The organism is Pseudoclavibacter sp. RFBI5, from assembly GCF_002931395.1.
Classification (GTDB): Bacteria; Actinomycetota; Actinomycetes; order Actinomycetales; family Microbacteriaceae; genus Pseudoclavibacter.
In genome coordinates, this window is sequence record NZ_PSYA01000010.1 from 726,699 (window position 1) to 741,918 (window position 15,220).

Genomic DNA, 15,220 nt, shown 5'->3' on the forward strand with positions numbered 1-15,220 from the left:
GCCGGCCCCCGATCGGGAGCCGGCCTCTTGCGTCCGGCGTCCTGGCCGCCGAGCTGTCCAGCTAGACGTCGATGTCCGCCCGAGCCACGTGCTCGGATCCTTCGATGATGAACTCCTTGCGAGGCGCGACCTCGCTGCCCATGAGCAGATCGAACACGCGCTCGGCGTTGTGCGCATCCGCGTTCGTGACGCGCCTGAGCAGGCGCGCGCTCGGGTCCATGGTCGTGTTCCAGAGCTGGTCCTCATCCATCTCGCCGAGGCCCTTGTAGCGCTGGATCGGATCCTGGTACCGCTTCCCCTGCTTCTCGAGCTTCGAGAGCAGCGTGTGCAGTTCCTTCTCGGAGTAGGTGTAGACGGTCTCGTTGGGCTTCCTGCCCGCATGCATGATGACCACCCTGTGCAGGGGCGGCACGGCCGCGAAGACACGACCCGCGTCGAGCATGGGCCTCATGTAGCGGAAGAAGAGCGTGAGCAGCAGCGTCCTGATGTGCGCGCCGTCGACGTCGGCGTCGCTCATCAGGATGACCTTGCCGTAGCGAGCCTGGCCGATGTCGAAGCTGCGCCCCGACCCTGCGCCGACGACCTGGATGATCGACGCGCACTCCGAGTTGGAGAGCATGTCGGAGACCGAGGCCTTCTGCACGTTGAGGATCTTGCCGCGGATGGGGAGGAGCGCCTGGAACTCCGAGTTCCTCGCCGGCTTCGCGGTGCCGAGCGCGGAGTCACCCTCGACGATGAAGAGCTCGCTCTGCGCCACATCGTTCGATCGGCAGTCGACGAGCTTGGTCGGCAGCGAGGAGCTCTCGAGTGCGTTCTTGCGTCGCTGCGTCTCCTTGTGGGCGCGAGCGGAGAGGCGCGACTTCATCTCCTGCACGACCTTGTCGAGCAGGAGGTTGGCCTCGGCCTTGTCCTGGCGCTTGGTCGACGAGAACTTCTCGGTCAGGCCTGCCGTCACGGCCTTCTGGACGATCGCCCTGGCCGCTGGCGTTCCCAGGACCTCCTTCGTCTGCCCCTCGAACTGGGGCTCCGGGATGCGGACCGTCACGACGGCGGTGAGGCCCGCCAGGACGTCGTCCTTGTCGAGCTTGTCGTTGCCGACCTTGAGGCGTCGGGCATTCTTCTCGACCTCTGCCCGGAAGAACCGGAGCATCCCCTGCTCGAACCCGGCGAGGTGAGAGCCGCCCTTGGGCGTCGAGATGATGTTCACGAAGCTCTTCACGGTCGTCTCGTAGCCGGTGCCCCAGCGCAACGCGAGATCGACGTGCATCGTGCGCGCGACTTCCTTCGTCACGAGCTGGAGGCCCTCGTCGTCGAGCACCGGGATGGTCTCCGTGAATTCCCCGCTCCCCTCGATGCGCCAGGTGTCCGTCGTCGGAGCGTCCGGTGCCAGGAAGTCGGCGAACTCCGTGATCCCGCCGTCGAAGCGGAACTGCTGCGTCGTGGGCGCGACCGACTCGTCACGGGCATCCTCGATGACCATCTCGAGGCCTGGTACCAGGAACGCCGTCTGCCTCGCGCGCTCGGCGAGGTCGTTGGTCTGGAAGCTCGCCTCGCGGATGAACACCTGCGGGTCAGCCCAATAGCGAACCCGTGTGCCGGTGACGCCGCGCTTCGCTTTGCCCACGACGCGGAGCTCGCTCGTATCCGTGAAGGGGACGAAGTTCGATGTCGGGCTGGGCCCGCCGGCACCATCCTCGAAGATGCCTGGCTCGCCGCGCCGGAAGCTCATCGCGTAGGTCTTCCCGCCCCGGTCGACCTCGACGTCGAGGCGCGCGGAGAGCGCGTTCACCACCGAGGCACCGACACCGTGGAGGCCTCCCGCCGACCCGTAGTTGCTTGCGCCGAACTTGCCACCCGCGTGGAGCTTGGTGAAGACGACCTCGACGCCGCTGAGACCGGTCTTCGGCTCGATGTCGACGGGGACGCCTCGCCCGTCGTCATCGACGCTGACGGATCCATCGCTGTGCAGCTGGACTCGGATGCGTGAGCCGTGACCGGCAAGGGCCTCGTCGACCGAGTTGTCGATGATCTCCCACAGGCAGTGCATGAGGCCACGCGAGTCGGTCGAGCCGATGTACATGCCCGGCCGCTTCCGGACCGCATCGAGCCCGTCGAGCACCGAGAGGTGTCTGGCTGAGTATGCGTCTCCGGAATTCGCCACCGAGGTCCTCGTCCTTCTTCTGCGTCATCGTGCCTGTGATCTCGGCCAACCGCGTTCAGCGGCAGGCCACCTTCGAGCGTAGACCGGATGCGGGCTTTCTCGCGGCTCCCACACCACAGCGCCCACACGCGCGCCTCAGCGGGCCACCGAACCGCCGGTGCTAGCCTGACCACGCCAGCGACGACCAGAGAGGGCACAACGTGCAGACTCCCGAGCCGGTGCGCAGACGCATCCACATCGACCTCCGCGCGATCCGCGAGAACTCGACCCGACTCCTCGGTTCGGAGACGGCCAGCTACGCCGACCTGCGCGCAGACGCCTACGGCCATGGCGCTCTCCGCGTCGCAGAAGCACTCGACAGCGAGGGATACGACGGCTTCATCGTCTCCCCTGGGCTCGAGCGCGCCTCCCTGTCGCATCTGAGCACGAAGCTGCTCGACGCGGACTCCGTGAACTCCGACAGGATCACGGGCGGCTCCCTGTTCGGGCTCACGGATCGCGCCTACCGGCCCGCGATGCGCGTGAGCGCCGAGATCCTGGCCGTGAAGGATGTCGGAGCCGGCGAGGGCGTGTCCTACGGGTACAGCTACGTCACGACGGAAGCGACGCAGCTCGCACTCGTCGGCGTCGGCTACGCCCACGGGGTTGTCCGCCGTGCCTCGAACACCGCATCCGTGCTCATCGGCGGGAAGACGCGCACCATCGTCGGCGCCATCTCTATGGACCAGTTCTCTGTCGACCTGCTCGGCGCAGAAGCGCAGCCGGGCGAGCTGGCGACCCTCTTCGGCGACCCGGCCGTCGGCGAGCCGAGCATCCTCGACTGGCAGCATGCGACCGGCCTGCGAGCTGCGGCCATCGCGAGCCGGATGAGTCCCCGATTCGAACGGAGCTACACATGAGCCGCGCAACGGCGCACGTCGATCTCGAGGCCATCAGCCACAACATCCGCGCCCTGCAGGAGCTTGCCTCCGGCTCGCAGTTCATGCTTGCCGTCAAGTCGAACGCCTATGGGCACGGCCTGCACGAGGTCGTGCGCACGGGGCTGGAGGCTGGGGTCTCCTCCTTCGGCGTTCTGGAGTCGACCGCGGGGATCGATCTCCGCGCTGCAGGCGTGCAGGTGCCCCTCTTCGCCTGGATGCATGGCCAGGACACCGACTTCGCGGCCGCGGCAGAAGCGCGAGTCGACCTCGGCGTGCAGACGTTCTGGCAGCTGGAGGCGATTGCGGCGAGCGACGCGGCGCGCACACCACGAGTGCACCTCAAGATCGACACCGGCCTGCACCGCGGGGGCGCCGACCAGCCGCGCTGGGCCGAGTTCGTCACGGAGGCCCTCAGGCTGCAGTCGCTCGGCAAGCTCGAGGTCGTCGCCGCGTGGAGCCATCTCTCTGACACCTCGCACAGTGCCGACCTCGCATCGACGGCCCTGTTCGAGGCCGCCGTCGACGAGGCCAGAAGCCTCGGCGCGGAGTTCGAGCTCCTCCATCTCGGAGCGAGCGCGGCCGTCATCGATCTGCCCGAGGCGCACTTCGACCTCGTGAGGGTCGGCATCGCCGCCTACGGCATCTCGCCGTTCGGCGATCGAAGTGCGGCGGACCTCGGGCTGAGGCCGGCCATGCAGCTGCGAGCCCCGGTCCTGGATGCACGCCACGGCCTGGCGAGCATCGCCGTGGGCTTCGGCGACGGTATCCAGTCCGACCCCGACTCAGGCGCCTACGTGGTTGTCGACGGGCACGTCGCACCGGTCGTCGAGGTGGGCGTCGACGAGACGGTTGTCGCGCTCCCGAGCGATGCTGATGGCATCTCGGCGGGCGCACCGTGCATCGTCTTCGGCGACGGCTCGCAGGGAGAGGCGACCGCGGAGCAGTGGGCGGTGTGGGGCGACACCGTCGGCGACGAGATCGTGACGGGACTCACCTCCCGCGTCCCGCGGAGTTTCAGCCGCCGCTGAGCGACGCGCTGGCGTGCGCTGAAGCACGCCAGCGCCCCACTCAGACGGTCAGACCGTCAGACCTCTGGGTCAGACTGCTGGAGCGGAGACGCCGATCCTCCGCATCAACGCGTGGCGTGCGTTCTGCGACCAGCCGTCGAGTCGTTCCAGTTCCGCTCCGCCGTCTCCGAGCGTGCGGTCAGCATCGTGACGATGCACGGCCTGCTGCAGGAGCTGGTCTGCCAGCGTGGGGTTCAAGGCGAGGATGGGGCCGTGCAGGTGCGTCCCGATCGCGCCCAGGCGCTGCACGCCCTCGGCTCCGCTGTTCTCCGCAGCTGAGCCGCCGTTGCCGAAGCCACGGACAACCTCGCCGAGCGGCTCCGACCCCGCGTCGAGGGAGGTGACGGCATTGTGGTTCGCGAACCCCGCGAGGAGTCCACCCGGGGTGCGCACGACCGTCTCCGCGACGCTCTGCGCCGGCTCCCGGACAGCTCTGGAGGCGAAGACGCCGAGACCGGTGAGCTCGCCGTCATCGTGGGTGATGCTCGATCCGAGCAGCTCCCACCCTCCGCCGATCGCGAGCAGCGGCAGGCCAGCCGCGACGAGGTCGCGGAGCTGCTCAGCGTGCTGCAGCGCGTCCGCCTGCACCGTCTGCACGGCAGCAAGAGGGCCGGAGCCGACGTGCAGCAGGTCGATGTCGCCGGGCAGCGAGGCCGCCCCACGTCCGACGTTCACGACTTCGACATCGAAGCCGCGCACCCGCGCACGCTTCGCGAGCACCGTGACGTTGCCGACATCTCCGTTGATCCCGAGCTCCACCGGGTAGAGGTGAGCGATTCGCAGCTTCATGAGTTGACCTTCCCCTCGATACCCGATTGCCCGAGTCGGCGGCGAATCGACATCATCTGCTCGTAGTTGACGATCATGGTCTTCATGCCGCGGCTGGGCTTGGGCAGCGCCAGGAACTTCTCGAGCGCCTCCCCGAGGCTGGGCTCCACGAGACCGACCGGAATGTCGCCGTAGCCGAGCCTCGTCGCGATCTGCCATGCCTTCGTGCCGGAGACAACGTCGACGTGCTCGAGGCGGCTGAGATCGGCACCGAAGATCCAGGACGGGTCGGGGGTTCCCTCGTCGACGGAGACGAACACCTGCTCCGGAGCCTCCTCGAGCGCATCGAGGTTCATCTGCAGGCTTGGCGGGTTCTTCATCATGATGATCTCGATGTCCTCCCCGCGGACGCTCATCACCTCACCACGCCCGTACACGGTCTGCGACTCGCCGAGCGCCTCCGCGACTAACGCAGGAACGAAGGAATCGCCGAGGATGCGCTGAGCAGTCGCCGCTGCACCAGCAGCATCGAGCGCGTAGTGCAGGCCACGCGCGGGGAGACGGATCTCCAGCTCCTCGTCGCCGATCCGCAGCGTCGCATCGCGCCCCTGCAGTGCCACGACCTGCACGGCGCGCTCGCCTGCGGCGACCTCGACGCTCGCGGCTGAGATGTCATCGAAGTTCGAGAGACCATTCGGGGACTGCTCGATGAGCTCAGGTGCGACCCCGAACCAGGTCACCGGCGCATCCAGCGAGACGGGAAGTCCGCGAAGCGATGCGTCATCGGCGTTCAGGACGCTGAAGTCGCCGCACGCGGCCGCGATGGTCCTGAGGAACTCAGTGACCCGAGACGGGTCGTAGAAGCGGTTCAGCTGATCGACCTGCACGTTGAGGAGCAGCACCCCGCGTGGATGCAGGTGCGGGAGGAGGCGGGGCCCGTAGGCCTCGTCGACCTCGAGGACAGCGATGTCCGCTCGCAGGTTGCCGTTGACGTCGACATCCGGGAGCATCGACGACGCGATGCCCTGCGGGAGGTTGCCGCCGGAGGAGTTCGTGAACACCCTGAGCCCGTGCCGCCGAAGCATGCGGGTCAGGAAGTGCGTCGTCGTCGACTTGCCGTTCGACCCGGAGACGAAGATGACGCCGAGCGGGAGCTTCGCCACGGCCGTCTCGAGGAAGTCCGGGGAGATGGCGAGCGCCACTCTGCCGGGGACTGCTGAGCCGCCTCCGCGGAGACGCATCGCTCCGCGCGCGCTCCGTCCGAGACCGACGGCGATCATCCGCCGCAGCTTGCCACCCATGCACACTCCTCATCCTGCGCAACCACGTGCGCGTCAGCGTCTGCGGCGAGAATCCCCCGGCTCGCCGACCGCGGCCAGTATCTCACGCGCCCACGACGGACCCCGGGTCGTCACGCGGGTGAAACACTGCTACGCGCAGGGCGAACCTGACCGCCGAAAGCACACGGGAATCCGGTGCCCGTGCTCTAATTGTCCTGATCGGCAGATCACTGAAGCTTTGGAGGCATCATGACGGAAAGCACAACGGCCCTGCGCACCGACTCGGCGCCAATTGCCGCAACAGACCGTTGCGACGCGTGTGGAGCTCAGGCCTACGTCCGCGTCCAGCTGAGCGCCGGCGAACTCCTCTTCTGCGCGCACCACGCGACGCGCCACGAAGAGAAGCTCCGCAAGCAGGCGGTGGCCTGGCACGACGAGACCTCGCGCCTGCACGGCGAGAAGGCTGCGGCTGGTCAGCCGGCGGAGTAGCCGCCACCGAGACACCACCGCGGTTCGACCGCGTACGACGAAGGCCCGGATGCAAGCATCCGGGCCTTCGTCGTACTGGATTCGTGCCTACTCGAGGTAGTCGCGCAGCGACTGCGAGCGTGACGGGTGACGCAGCTTCGCCATCGTCTTCGACTCGATCTGGCGGATACGCTCGCGGGTCACGCCGAACGTGTCGCCGATCTGGTCAAGCGTCTTCGGCATGCCGTCTCCGAGGCCGAAGCGCATGCGGATGACGCCGGCTTCGCGCTCTGCAAGCGAGTCGAGCAGCGACTCGAGCTGACGCTGCAGCATCGTGAAGCTCACTGCGTCGGCTGGAACGACAGCCTCGGTGTCCTCGATGAGGTCACCGAACTCGCTGTCGCCGTCTTCACCGAGCGGCGTGTGGAGCGAGATCGGCTCGCGACCGTACTTCTGCACCTCGACGACCTTCTCGGGCGTCATGTCGAGCTCCTTGGCGAGCTCCTCAGGCGTGGGCTCGCGACCGAGGTCCTGCAGCATCTGGCGCTGCACGCGAGCCAGCTTGTTGATGACCTCGACCATGTGCACCGGGATGCGGATCGTGCGCGCCTGGTCGGCCATTGCGCGCGTAATCGCCTGACGGATCCACCAGGTGGCGTACGTGGAGAACTTGAAGCCCTTCGTGTAGTCGAACTTCTCGACCGCACGGATGAGGCCCATGTTTCCCTCCTGGATCAGATCCAGGAACTGCATGCCGCGCCCCGTGTACCGCTTGGCGAGGCTCACGACCAGTCGGAGGTTGGCGCCGAGGAGGTGGCTCTTCGCGCGATCGCCGTCACGGGAGACCCACTTGAGCTCGCGAACGAGCTGCTTGTCGAGCTCGCCTTCCTGCTCCTTGAGCTTCTCGGCGGCGAACAAGCCCGCCTCGATACGCATGGCGAGGTCGACCTCTTCGGCCGCGTTCAGCAGCGCGACCTTTCCGATCTGCTTCAGGTAGTCCTTGACGGGGTCGGCCGTCGCGCCGGTGATCGCAGCGGAGTAGACCGGGGTCTCTTCCTCGTCGTCACTCGGCGTGAGCACGATGGCTCCCTTGACGCGCGCCTTCTCGGAGTCGGCCTTCGCGTCCTTCGGGTCGGCCGGCTTGACCGAGTCGTCGTCGGAGTCGACGGCATCGGACGCATCCGCGTCGACATCGACCTCTTCGATCTCGCCTTCTTCGACGCCGTCTTCCGGCTCGTCGCCTTCAGCCTTCTTCTTCGTCGCCGCCCGCTTGCGGGGCGCAGCCTTGGCTGGCGCGCCCTCCGAGGCAGTCGCTGCCTTGCGCTTCGCGGGTGCGCGCTTCGCGGCAGGCTTCTTGGTGCCCGCTGCTTCGTCAGCTGCGCTCTCGGTCCCGACAGCGGCACTCGATTCGGCGCTCGCCTTCTTGACCGGCGCTGCGCGCTTGCGCGCCGGCGCCTTCTTGATGTCCTCGGTTGCTTCTGCAGTAGCCGTGGTAGCTCCCGTGCGTGTCGCCATGTTCAGACCCCTCTCGTCACGGTGCGGGCATAAGGAAGGCCCTTGTCAAGTCTGCGCAGAGGCAGACCCGCAGGGTCCATCCGTTGATTATGGCACGGTTTCGGGAGAAACCTTGGATTCACGCGTGAGATTCACATCCCACGCCTGCCCGAGCCGAACCATCTCCTGCCTATTGCAACCCAGAGCGGGTCGATGATTATTCCCTCATCGCGCGCCATGCGACCCCTCGTGCGTCGTCTGCTGAGCAGCAGGCCGCTCAGCCCGATGAGCATGATGCCGGGGATCACCCAGAACGCGAGCTTGTACTGCTGCCAGTCCACTGCTCCCGCCACGCCGATGCCGAGCCCGTCCAGCGAGATGCCGATCAGGAACATGGTCGTGAAGCTCGCGACGAATCCCCCGACGTTCACGATGCCGGACGCCGATCCGAGGCTCGAAGCGGGGTTGAAGGTGCGAGCGTAGTCGAAGCCGATCGCCGAGCCCGAGCCGCCGATGCCCATCACGACCAGGAGCACGATCAGGAGCCAGAGCGGCGGCAGGCCGGGCCACAGGAGCATCGCCACCCAGACGCCCAGGATGAGCAGGGCGCAGATCAGCACGAGGTTGGAACGCCGGAGCGGGTATCGCCCCGTGAGCACCCCGAGGAATGGGCCGAGGACCATTCCCGCGAGCACGATCACGGGGAGCAGCGACGAGGCAAGGGCCGGCTCCAGCCCCATGCCCTGCGTCATGAGCGGGAACCCCCACAGCAGGCCGAAGACCGTTCCAGGGAACTGCGTCGTGAAGTGCGCCCAGAAGCCGAGTCTTGTTCCCGGTCGGCGCGCGGCCTGGGCGACCTTCCCCATGACGCCACGGACGCTGATCGCCTCGCCGGCTCTGCGCAGCTCCGGGCTGTCCCGCAGGAACACCGCCACCGCGACCGAGGTGATCAGTGCGAGGCTTGTGACGGAGAGGAACGCCGGTGTCCAGGACGTCGACCGCAGCAGGAAGCCGAACGGGACAGCAGAGAGCACCTGTCCCAGCTGGCCGAGGTTGCCGTACCACTGCACGAAGACCGGCACCCGCCGCGGCGGGAACCACGCGGCGATGATCCGGAGCCCTGAGACGAAGGTCGTCGCGTCCCCGGCCCCGACGAGCATCCGGCCCATGACCGCGACACCGAGTTCCGGCGCAAGCGCCACGATCAGCTGCCCTCCGGACATGAGCAGCGCCCCGACGAGGATGAGCCTCGACGGCCCGAATCGGTCGAGCAGCATGCCGACCGGAATCTGCAGGGCGGCATAGACCGCCAGCTGCGCGACGGCCAGCGTCGACAGCGCAGCGGCCCCGACCTCGAAACGCTCGCTGGCGAGCACGCCGGCGACCCCGAGTGACGATCGCTGCGTGACGGCGACCATGTAGGCGATCGCCGTGATGGCGAACATCGCGGGAGCAAGGCGGCGGTTCATCTGAACTATTGTCTCGCGTCCCGCCACCGGGACACGCCACACGGCGCAGACGAGAAGGCCGTCACACCGAAACGGTCACCGGGACGAACCCGGGCAGGACCTCAGGCGTCGTCGTCGCGGCCGAGCGCCAGATAGCGCTCGATCTCCGCGGCGAGCTGGTCTGCAGAGGGCAGCTCGCCGGCCGCGTCCTCGAAGTCGTTGGTCACCGCGAGATTCTGCAGGTAGGCGTCGTGCTGCGTCTCGAGGGCGTGGATGAGCTTCTGCCCATCCGGATTGGACTCGAGCTCGGCATCGACGCCAGCGCGGAACGTGCGATCCCGCTCACGCAACGCCTCGGTGGCGATCATGCGACCGGTCGCGCTTCCCAGGGCGGACAGCGCCGCGACCGCCCCTGCCGGCACCGAGGAGTCGGCGACGTAGTGCGGAATCAGCATCGCAAGGCTCAGAACGGGATGGCCGAGCTCCTCAGCCCGCACCTGGAAGTACTGCATGACGTGAGCCGGCGCCTCGGTCGTCGGGTTCCACACGGAGAGGGAATCCACGAGCTCCTCGCGATTGCCGGTCGCCGCGATGCGGATGGGACGCGTGTGGGGAACCGGCATGGGCACGGCGTGCACCCAGGTCGTCGAGGAGACCTCGAGCGCGTCGACAGCATCCACGAGCGCCTCGCTGAACAGCCGCCACCGGTAGTCCGGTTCGAAGCCAGAGAGGAATAGGAACTCCTGGCCGAGCTCGTCGGCGACGAGCCTGAGGTCGAGACGAGGTGACGACACGGACTTCACTCGACCGTTCGAGACGGACACGATCGGGCGCCGCGCGCGGTAGTCGTAGAGCTCGTCGACATCGAACTCCGCGACGATCCGGGCGTCCTCGTCGAGACCGATGATCTCGTCGGAGACCTGCGCCGCCACGGCCCCGGCGTCGTGACCACCACGCAGCGCGACGATGAGGGGCAGGCCTGCAGGGACGTCATGCCATGCGGCAGCCACTCGGAAGATGCGCTCAGTCTCGCTCATGGCTCCAATGCTAGGTCGGAAGGCTGACGTTGGTACGGGCGTTCGCGCTTGGCGCACGAGACGGCAGGCGTGGCTCCGCGCGCTCGCAATATGCTGGCCTGCATGACGCTTGCCACCCTGGAACTCGCCGAATCCGCTCCCGATGCACAGCTGCTGGTGCTCCCCGTGATCCGACTGGAGGAATCGCTCACCGTCTCGGCTCCCGCCGGGCTGCCGGATCTCGAGCCGTATCTCGAGGCCACGGGCTTCCTCGGCAAGAGCGGCGAGACGCAGAAGATCGCCATCCCGGTCGAGGGCGGCGTCCGGGCGGCCATCGCCCTCGGTCTCGGCGACGCGAGCGACGAGGAGCAGGCGAGGCGAGCAGGAGGTGCCCTGGCTCGCGCGGTCGCCACCTCGGCCATCTCCATCGATGTCGACGCCCTCGACCCCGCGATCCGCGAGGCAGTCCTTCTCGGCGCCGTCCTTGCCAGCTACCGCTTCACGCCTTACAAGTCCGAGGAAGATGACACCGCGCTGGCGACGATCAGCGTCGTGACTGCCGATGAGGCTCGCGCATCCGCCGAGATCGCCAGGGTGAGCGCCATCGCGTCGTCCGTCGCTCTGGTCCAGGATGCCGTCAACACGCCACCGAACGACCTCCCTCCCGCCGCCCTCGCCGATATCGCGGTGCGAGTCGCAGAGTCGAAGGGCATCGAGTCCCGGGTCTGGGACGCCGAGCAGCTGCGCGATGGGGGCTTCGGCGGCCTGACGGCCGTCGGACAGGGCTCCTCGCGCGGCCCACGTCTCGTCCGTCTCGACTACCGGCCGGAGGGCGCGCAGCTGCACGTCGCGCTCGTCGGGAAGGGCATTACCTTCGACACGGGCGGGCTCTCGCTCAAGCCAGCCGGCTCCATGGTCGGCATGAAGTTCGACATGGCCGGAGCGGCGACGATCGTCGGCGTTCTCCAGGCCGCGGTCGAGCTCGACATCAAGGTCGCCATCACGGGCTGGCTCTGCATCGCCGAGAACATGCCTTCGAGCACGGCCACACGCCCCGACGACGTCGTGACGATCTACGGCGGCAAGACCGTCGAGATCACCAACACCGACGCAGAGGGCCGCATCGTCATGGCCGACGGCATCGCCGCAGCCAGCGAGGAGCACCCCGACCTCATCATCGACATCGCGACGCTGACCGGCGCCCAGATCGTCGCCCTCGGCGACCGCACCACCGCGGTCATGGGCAACGACGACGCCTGGATCAGCAGCGTCATCGAGGCATCGCGCTCGATCGGCGAGCCCTCCTGGGCGATGCCCATCCCCGAGGAGGTCGGCGACACGCTCAAGTCCCCCGTGGCCGACCTCGCCAACATGCGCTCCGGCAACCGCTCGGCCGGCATGCTCGTCGCGGCCGCGTTCCTCGAGCGCTTCGTCGGCGAACGAGCCGACGGCGAAGGCACCATCCCCTGGGTGCACCTCGACATCGCGGGCCCCTCGAACAACACCTCGGCCGCCTACGGCTACGTCCCCAAGGGCGCAACCGGCGTGATGGTGCGAACGCTCATCGCACTGCTCGAGTCCCGTTCCTGAGCTGGTTATTCCTGCCAGTTCGACGCGTGTAGGCTTCCCTGAGGGGTAATTTCGCCGCGCGTGGCGACCAGAAACCGGCCGCCGCTTCTCTATGAATTCCATTGAGGGAGTTTTCCGGGTGTCAGAACACAATTTCGACCTCGTCGTCCTTGGCGGAGGAAGTGCGGGATACGCCGCAGCTATCCGCGCCGTTCAGCTGGGCTCAACCGTCGCTCTGGTTGAGAAGGACAAGCTCGGAGGCACCTGCCTCCACCGTGGCTGCGTGCCTACCAAGGCCATGCTCCACGCGGCAGAGCTTGCCGACAACGCACACGAGGCATCATCGGTCGGCGTGCTCACCGAGTTCCAGGGCGTCGACATCGTGAAGGTCAACGCCTTCCGCGAGGGCATCGTCGCCAGCAAGTTCAAGGGCCTCCAGGGCCTCCTGAAGGCCAAGGGCGTCACCGTCTTCCAGGGAGAGGGCAAGCTCGTCTCCCCCACGACCGTCCAGGTCGGGGACGACACGCTCACGGGCAAGAACCTCGTCCTCGCAACCGGGTCCTTCTCGCGTTCGCTGCCGGGCCTCGAGATCTCGGGCAACGTCATCACGAGCGAGCAGGCGCTCGAGCTCGAGTGGCTCCCGAACCGCGTCGTCATCCTCGGCGGCGGCGTCATCGGCCTGGAGTTCGCCAGCGTCTGGCGCTCGTTCGGCGTCGAGGTCACGATCGTCGAGGGCCTCAAGCACCTCGCTCCCGCTGAAGAGGAGTCCGTCTCCAAGCAGCTCGAGCGCGCGTACAAGAAGCGCGGCATCGACTTCAAGCTCGGCGTCCGCTTCAAGGGCGTCACGCAGGACGAGTATGGCGTGCACGTCGAGCTCGAGTCAGGCGACGTGCTCGACGCCGACCTGCTCCTCGTCGCGGTCGGTCGCGGCCCCGTGACCGACGGCATCGGCCTCGAAGAGGTCGGCGTCACGACGGACCGCGGCTTCGTGCCCGTCGACGAGACGCTGCAGACCAACGTCCCCGGCGTCTACGCCATCGGCGACATCGTTCCCGGCCTCCAGCTCGCGCACCGCAGCTACCAGCACGGCATCTTCGTCGCCGAGCAGATCGCCGGCCTCAACCCCGTGCAGGTCGAGGACATCAACATCCCGAAGATCACGTACTCCGACCCGGAGATCGCATCTGTCGGCTACTCCGAGGCGAAGGCGAAGGAGAAGTTCGGCGACGACGCCATCTCCACGGCCGAGTACAACCTCGCGGGCAACGCGAAGAGCTCGATCCTCGGCACGAGCGGCACCGTCAAGCTCGTGCGCGTCAACGACGGCCCGATCGTCGGTGTCCACATGATCGGCGGCCGCGTCGGCGAGCTCGTGAGCGAAGCTCAGCTCATCGTCAACTGGGAGGCCTACCCAGAGGACGTCGCGCACCTCATCCACGCCCACCCGACGCAGGGTGAGACGATCGGCGAGGCAGCGCGTCTGCTCGCCGGAGTCCCGCTGCACGCCCTCTGACCAGCCAGAACCACTCAAGGAGAACCCACATCATGAGCGAAGACGTAACGCTCCCGGCACTCGGCGAGAGTGTCACCGAAGGAACCGTCACCCGCTGGCTGAAGAGCGTCGGCGACACCGTCGAGGTCGACGAGCCACTGCTCGAGGTCTCGACGGACAAGGTCGACACCGAGATCCCGTCGCCCATCGCCGGCGTCCTCGAGGAGATCCTCGTTGGCGAAGACGAGACCGTCGAGGTCGGCGCAGTGCTCGCTCGCCTCGGCGACGGCTCCGGCGCGTCGTCCTCCGACGACAGCGCTCCTGCGGCCGAAGAGGCTCAGGCCGAGCCCGAGGTCGAGGAAGCAGCCGAGTCGACCTCGCAGCCCGCCGCGGCTCCCGAGGCCGAAGAGGCCCCTGCAGACAAGGAAGACGAGGGCTACGCAGAGCCGGCTCCCGAGAAGGAGACGACGTCTGAGGCTCCCGCCAAGCAGGCAGCGACCCCTGCCGCGCAGACGGCGCAGCAGTCCGCTTCCGCTCCGAAGCCGCCGGCGCAGCCCAAGCAGCCTTCGCAGCCCAAGCAGGCTGGTGAGACGGCGCAGGCCGCCTCGAGCTCCGACCCCCGCTACGTCACGCCGCTCGTTCGCAAGCTCGCGGCAGACGCTGGCGTCGACCTCTCGAAGGTCCAGGGCACCGGAGTCGGTGGGCGCATCCGCAAGGAAGACGTCGTCGCCTTCGCTGAGTCGAGCAAGTCCGCAGCTCCGGCAGCGGCAGCCTCGGCCGGCACCCCCGGCGAGCCCACTCCGTTCGAGGTCTCCGAGCTGCGTGGCACGACGGCGAAGATGTCGCGTCTCCGCAAGGTCGTCGCCGAGCGCGCTGTCGCTTCGATGAACTCGACGGCCCAGCTCACGACGGTCGTCGAGGTCGACGTGACTCGCATCGCGCAGCTGCGTGACCGCGTCAAGGGCGACTTCCACGCGAAGACGGGCAACAAGCTCTCGTTCCTGCCGTTCTTCACCCTCGCGGCGGCAGAAGCGCTCCAGAGCTTCCCGATCATCAACTCCACGGTCGACGGAGACTCCATCGTCTACCCGGAGTCCGAGAACATCGCCATGGCGGTCGACACCGAGCGCGGCCTGCTCACGCCGGTCATCAAGAAGGCGTCGCAGTTCGACATCGCCGGCCTCGCAGGCCAGATCGCTGACCTCGCCGAGCGCACGCGCGACAACAAGCTGCTCCCGGACGAGCTTGCCGGCGGAACGTTCACGGTCACGAACACGGGTTCGCGCGGCGCGCTGTTCGACACGCCCGTCGTCTTCCTCCCGCAGAGCGCGATCCTCGGGACCGGGATCGTCGCGAAGCGTCCGGCTGTCGTGAAGACGGCAGACGGCCAGGAGTCCATCGCGATTCGCTCACTGGTCTTCCTCGCGCTGAGCTACGACCACCGCATCATCGACGGTGCCGACGCGGCTCGCTTCCTCTCGCAGGTGAAGAACCGCCTCGAAGAGGGCGCGTTCGAAGGACAGCTCGGACTCTAGAG

The 15,220-nt window shown here is 67.7% G+C and carries 12 protein-coding genes; 6 read left to right on the forward strand and 6 right to left on the reverse strand.

Going from position 1 to position 15,220, the window contains the following annotated elements; all coding sequences use genetic code 11:
• Positions 1-61: 61 nt before the first annotated feature.
• Positions 62-2,161, reverse strand: a complete 2,100-nt coding sequence (locus C5E06_RS10320) for a type IIA DNA topoisomerase subunit B (protein WP_104241351.1) — start codon at positions 2,159-2,161, stop codon at positions 62-64.
• A 218-nt stretch (positions 2,162-2,379) separates the two neighbouring features.
• Here C5E06_RS10320 and C5E06_RS19510 point away from each other — a divergent pair, with 218 nt between their 5' ends.
• A complete protein-coding gene (locus tag C5E06_RS19510) occupies positions 2,380-3,060 on the forward strand; it encodes an alanine racemase C-terminal domain-containing protein (protein WP_219819482.1) in 681 nt (226 codons plus the stop codon).
• A complete protein-coding gene (locus tag C5E06_RS10330) occupies positions 3,057-4,109 on the forward strand; it encodes an alanine racemase (protein WP_104306828.1) in 1,053 nt (350 codons plus the stop codon). Before C5E06_RS19510 ends, C5E06_RS10330 begins: the two co-directional genes overlap by 4 nt.
• Before the next feature lie 69 nt (positions 4,110-4,178).
• On the opposite strand, the gene C5E06_RS10335 is transcribed toward C5E06_RS10330, so the two are convergent.
• Entirely contained in the window at positions 4,179-4,937 is a 759-nt protein-coding gene (locus tag C5E06_RS10335; protein ID WP_104241353.1) for a type 1 glutamine amidotransferase, read from the reverse strand.
• Positions 4,934-6,217: a Mur ligase family protein gene (locus C5E06_RS10340; protein WP_228496586.1), complete on the reverse strand. Its 1,284-nt coding sequence runs from the start codon at positions 6,215-6,217 to the stop codon at positions 4,934-4,936. The genes C5E06_RS10335 and C5E06_RS10340 overlap by 4 nt, the downstream gene beginning before the upstream one ends.
• Positions 6,218-6,445: 228 nt before the next feature.
• Between C5E06_RS10340 and C5E06_RS10345 the strand changes: the two genes are divergently transcribed.
• A complete protein-coding gene (locus C5E06_RS10345) occupies positions 6,446-6,685 on the forward strand; it encodes a hypothetical protein (protein WP_104241354.1) in 240 nt (79 codons plus the stop codon).
• Positions 6,686-6,772: 87 nt separating this feature from the next.
• Here the strand turns inward: C5E06_RS10345 and C5E06_RS10350 are convergent, their stop codons facing one another.
• The 3 genes from C5E06_RS10350 to C5E06_RS10360 form a co-directional block, all read right to left on the reverse strand.
• Positions 6,773-8,179, reverse strand: coding sequence for an RNA polymerase sigma factor (locus C5E06_RS10350; RefSeq protein WP_181062946.1), 1,407 nt, complete (start codon positions 8,177-8,179; stop codon positions 6,773-6,775).
• A gap of 131 nt (positions 8,180-8,310) precedes the next feature.
• On the reverse strand, positions 8,311-9,627 hold the full coding sequence (locus C5E06_RS10355; protein ID WP_104306830.1) for a nitrate/nitrite transporter: 1,317 nt from the start codon (positions 9,625-9,627) through the stop codon (positions 8,311-8,313).
• 101 nt (positions 9,628-9,728) lie between these two features.
• The gene (locus C5E06_RS10360; RefSeq protein ID WP_104298722.1) at positions 9,729-10,643 is read right to left on the reverse strand and encodes a proteasome assembly chaperone family protein; all 915 of its coding nucleotides are present in this window, start codon (positions 10,641-10,643) and stop codon (positions 9,729-9,731) included.
• A 102-nt stretch (positions 10,644-10,745) separates the two neighbouring features.
• Between C5E06_RS10360 and C5E06_RS10365 the strand changes: the two genes are divergently transcribed.
• The 3 genes from C5E06_RS10365 (at position 10,746) to sucB (ending at position 15,218) form a co-directional block, all read left to right on the forward strand.
• Positions 10,746-12,212 carry a leucyl aminopeptidase gene (locus C5E06_RS10365; protein WP_104307271.1) on the forward strand — a complete coding sequence of 489 codons (1,467 nt, stop codon included), beginning with the start codon at positions 10,746-10,748 and terminating at the stop codon, positions 12,210-12,212.
• Between the two features lie 91 nt (positions 12,213-12,303).
• A complete protein-coding gene (lpdA, locus tag C5E06_RS10370) occupies positions 12,304-13,704 on the forward strand; it encodes a dihydrolipoyl dehydrogenase (protein WP_374953232.1) in 1,401 nt (466 codons plus the stop codon).
• Between the two features lie 32 nt (positions 13,705-13,736).
• The gene (gene sucB / locus C5E06_RS10375) at positions 13,737-15,218 is read left to right on the forward strand and encodes a 2-oxoglutarate dehydrogenase, E2 component, dihydrolipoamide succinyltransferase (protein WP_104241359.1); all 1,482 of its coding nucleotides are present in this window, start codon (positions 13,737-13,739) and stop codon (positions 15,216-15,218) included.
• Positions 15,219-15,220 lie beyond the last annotated feature (2 nt).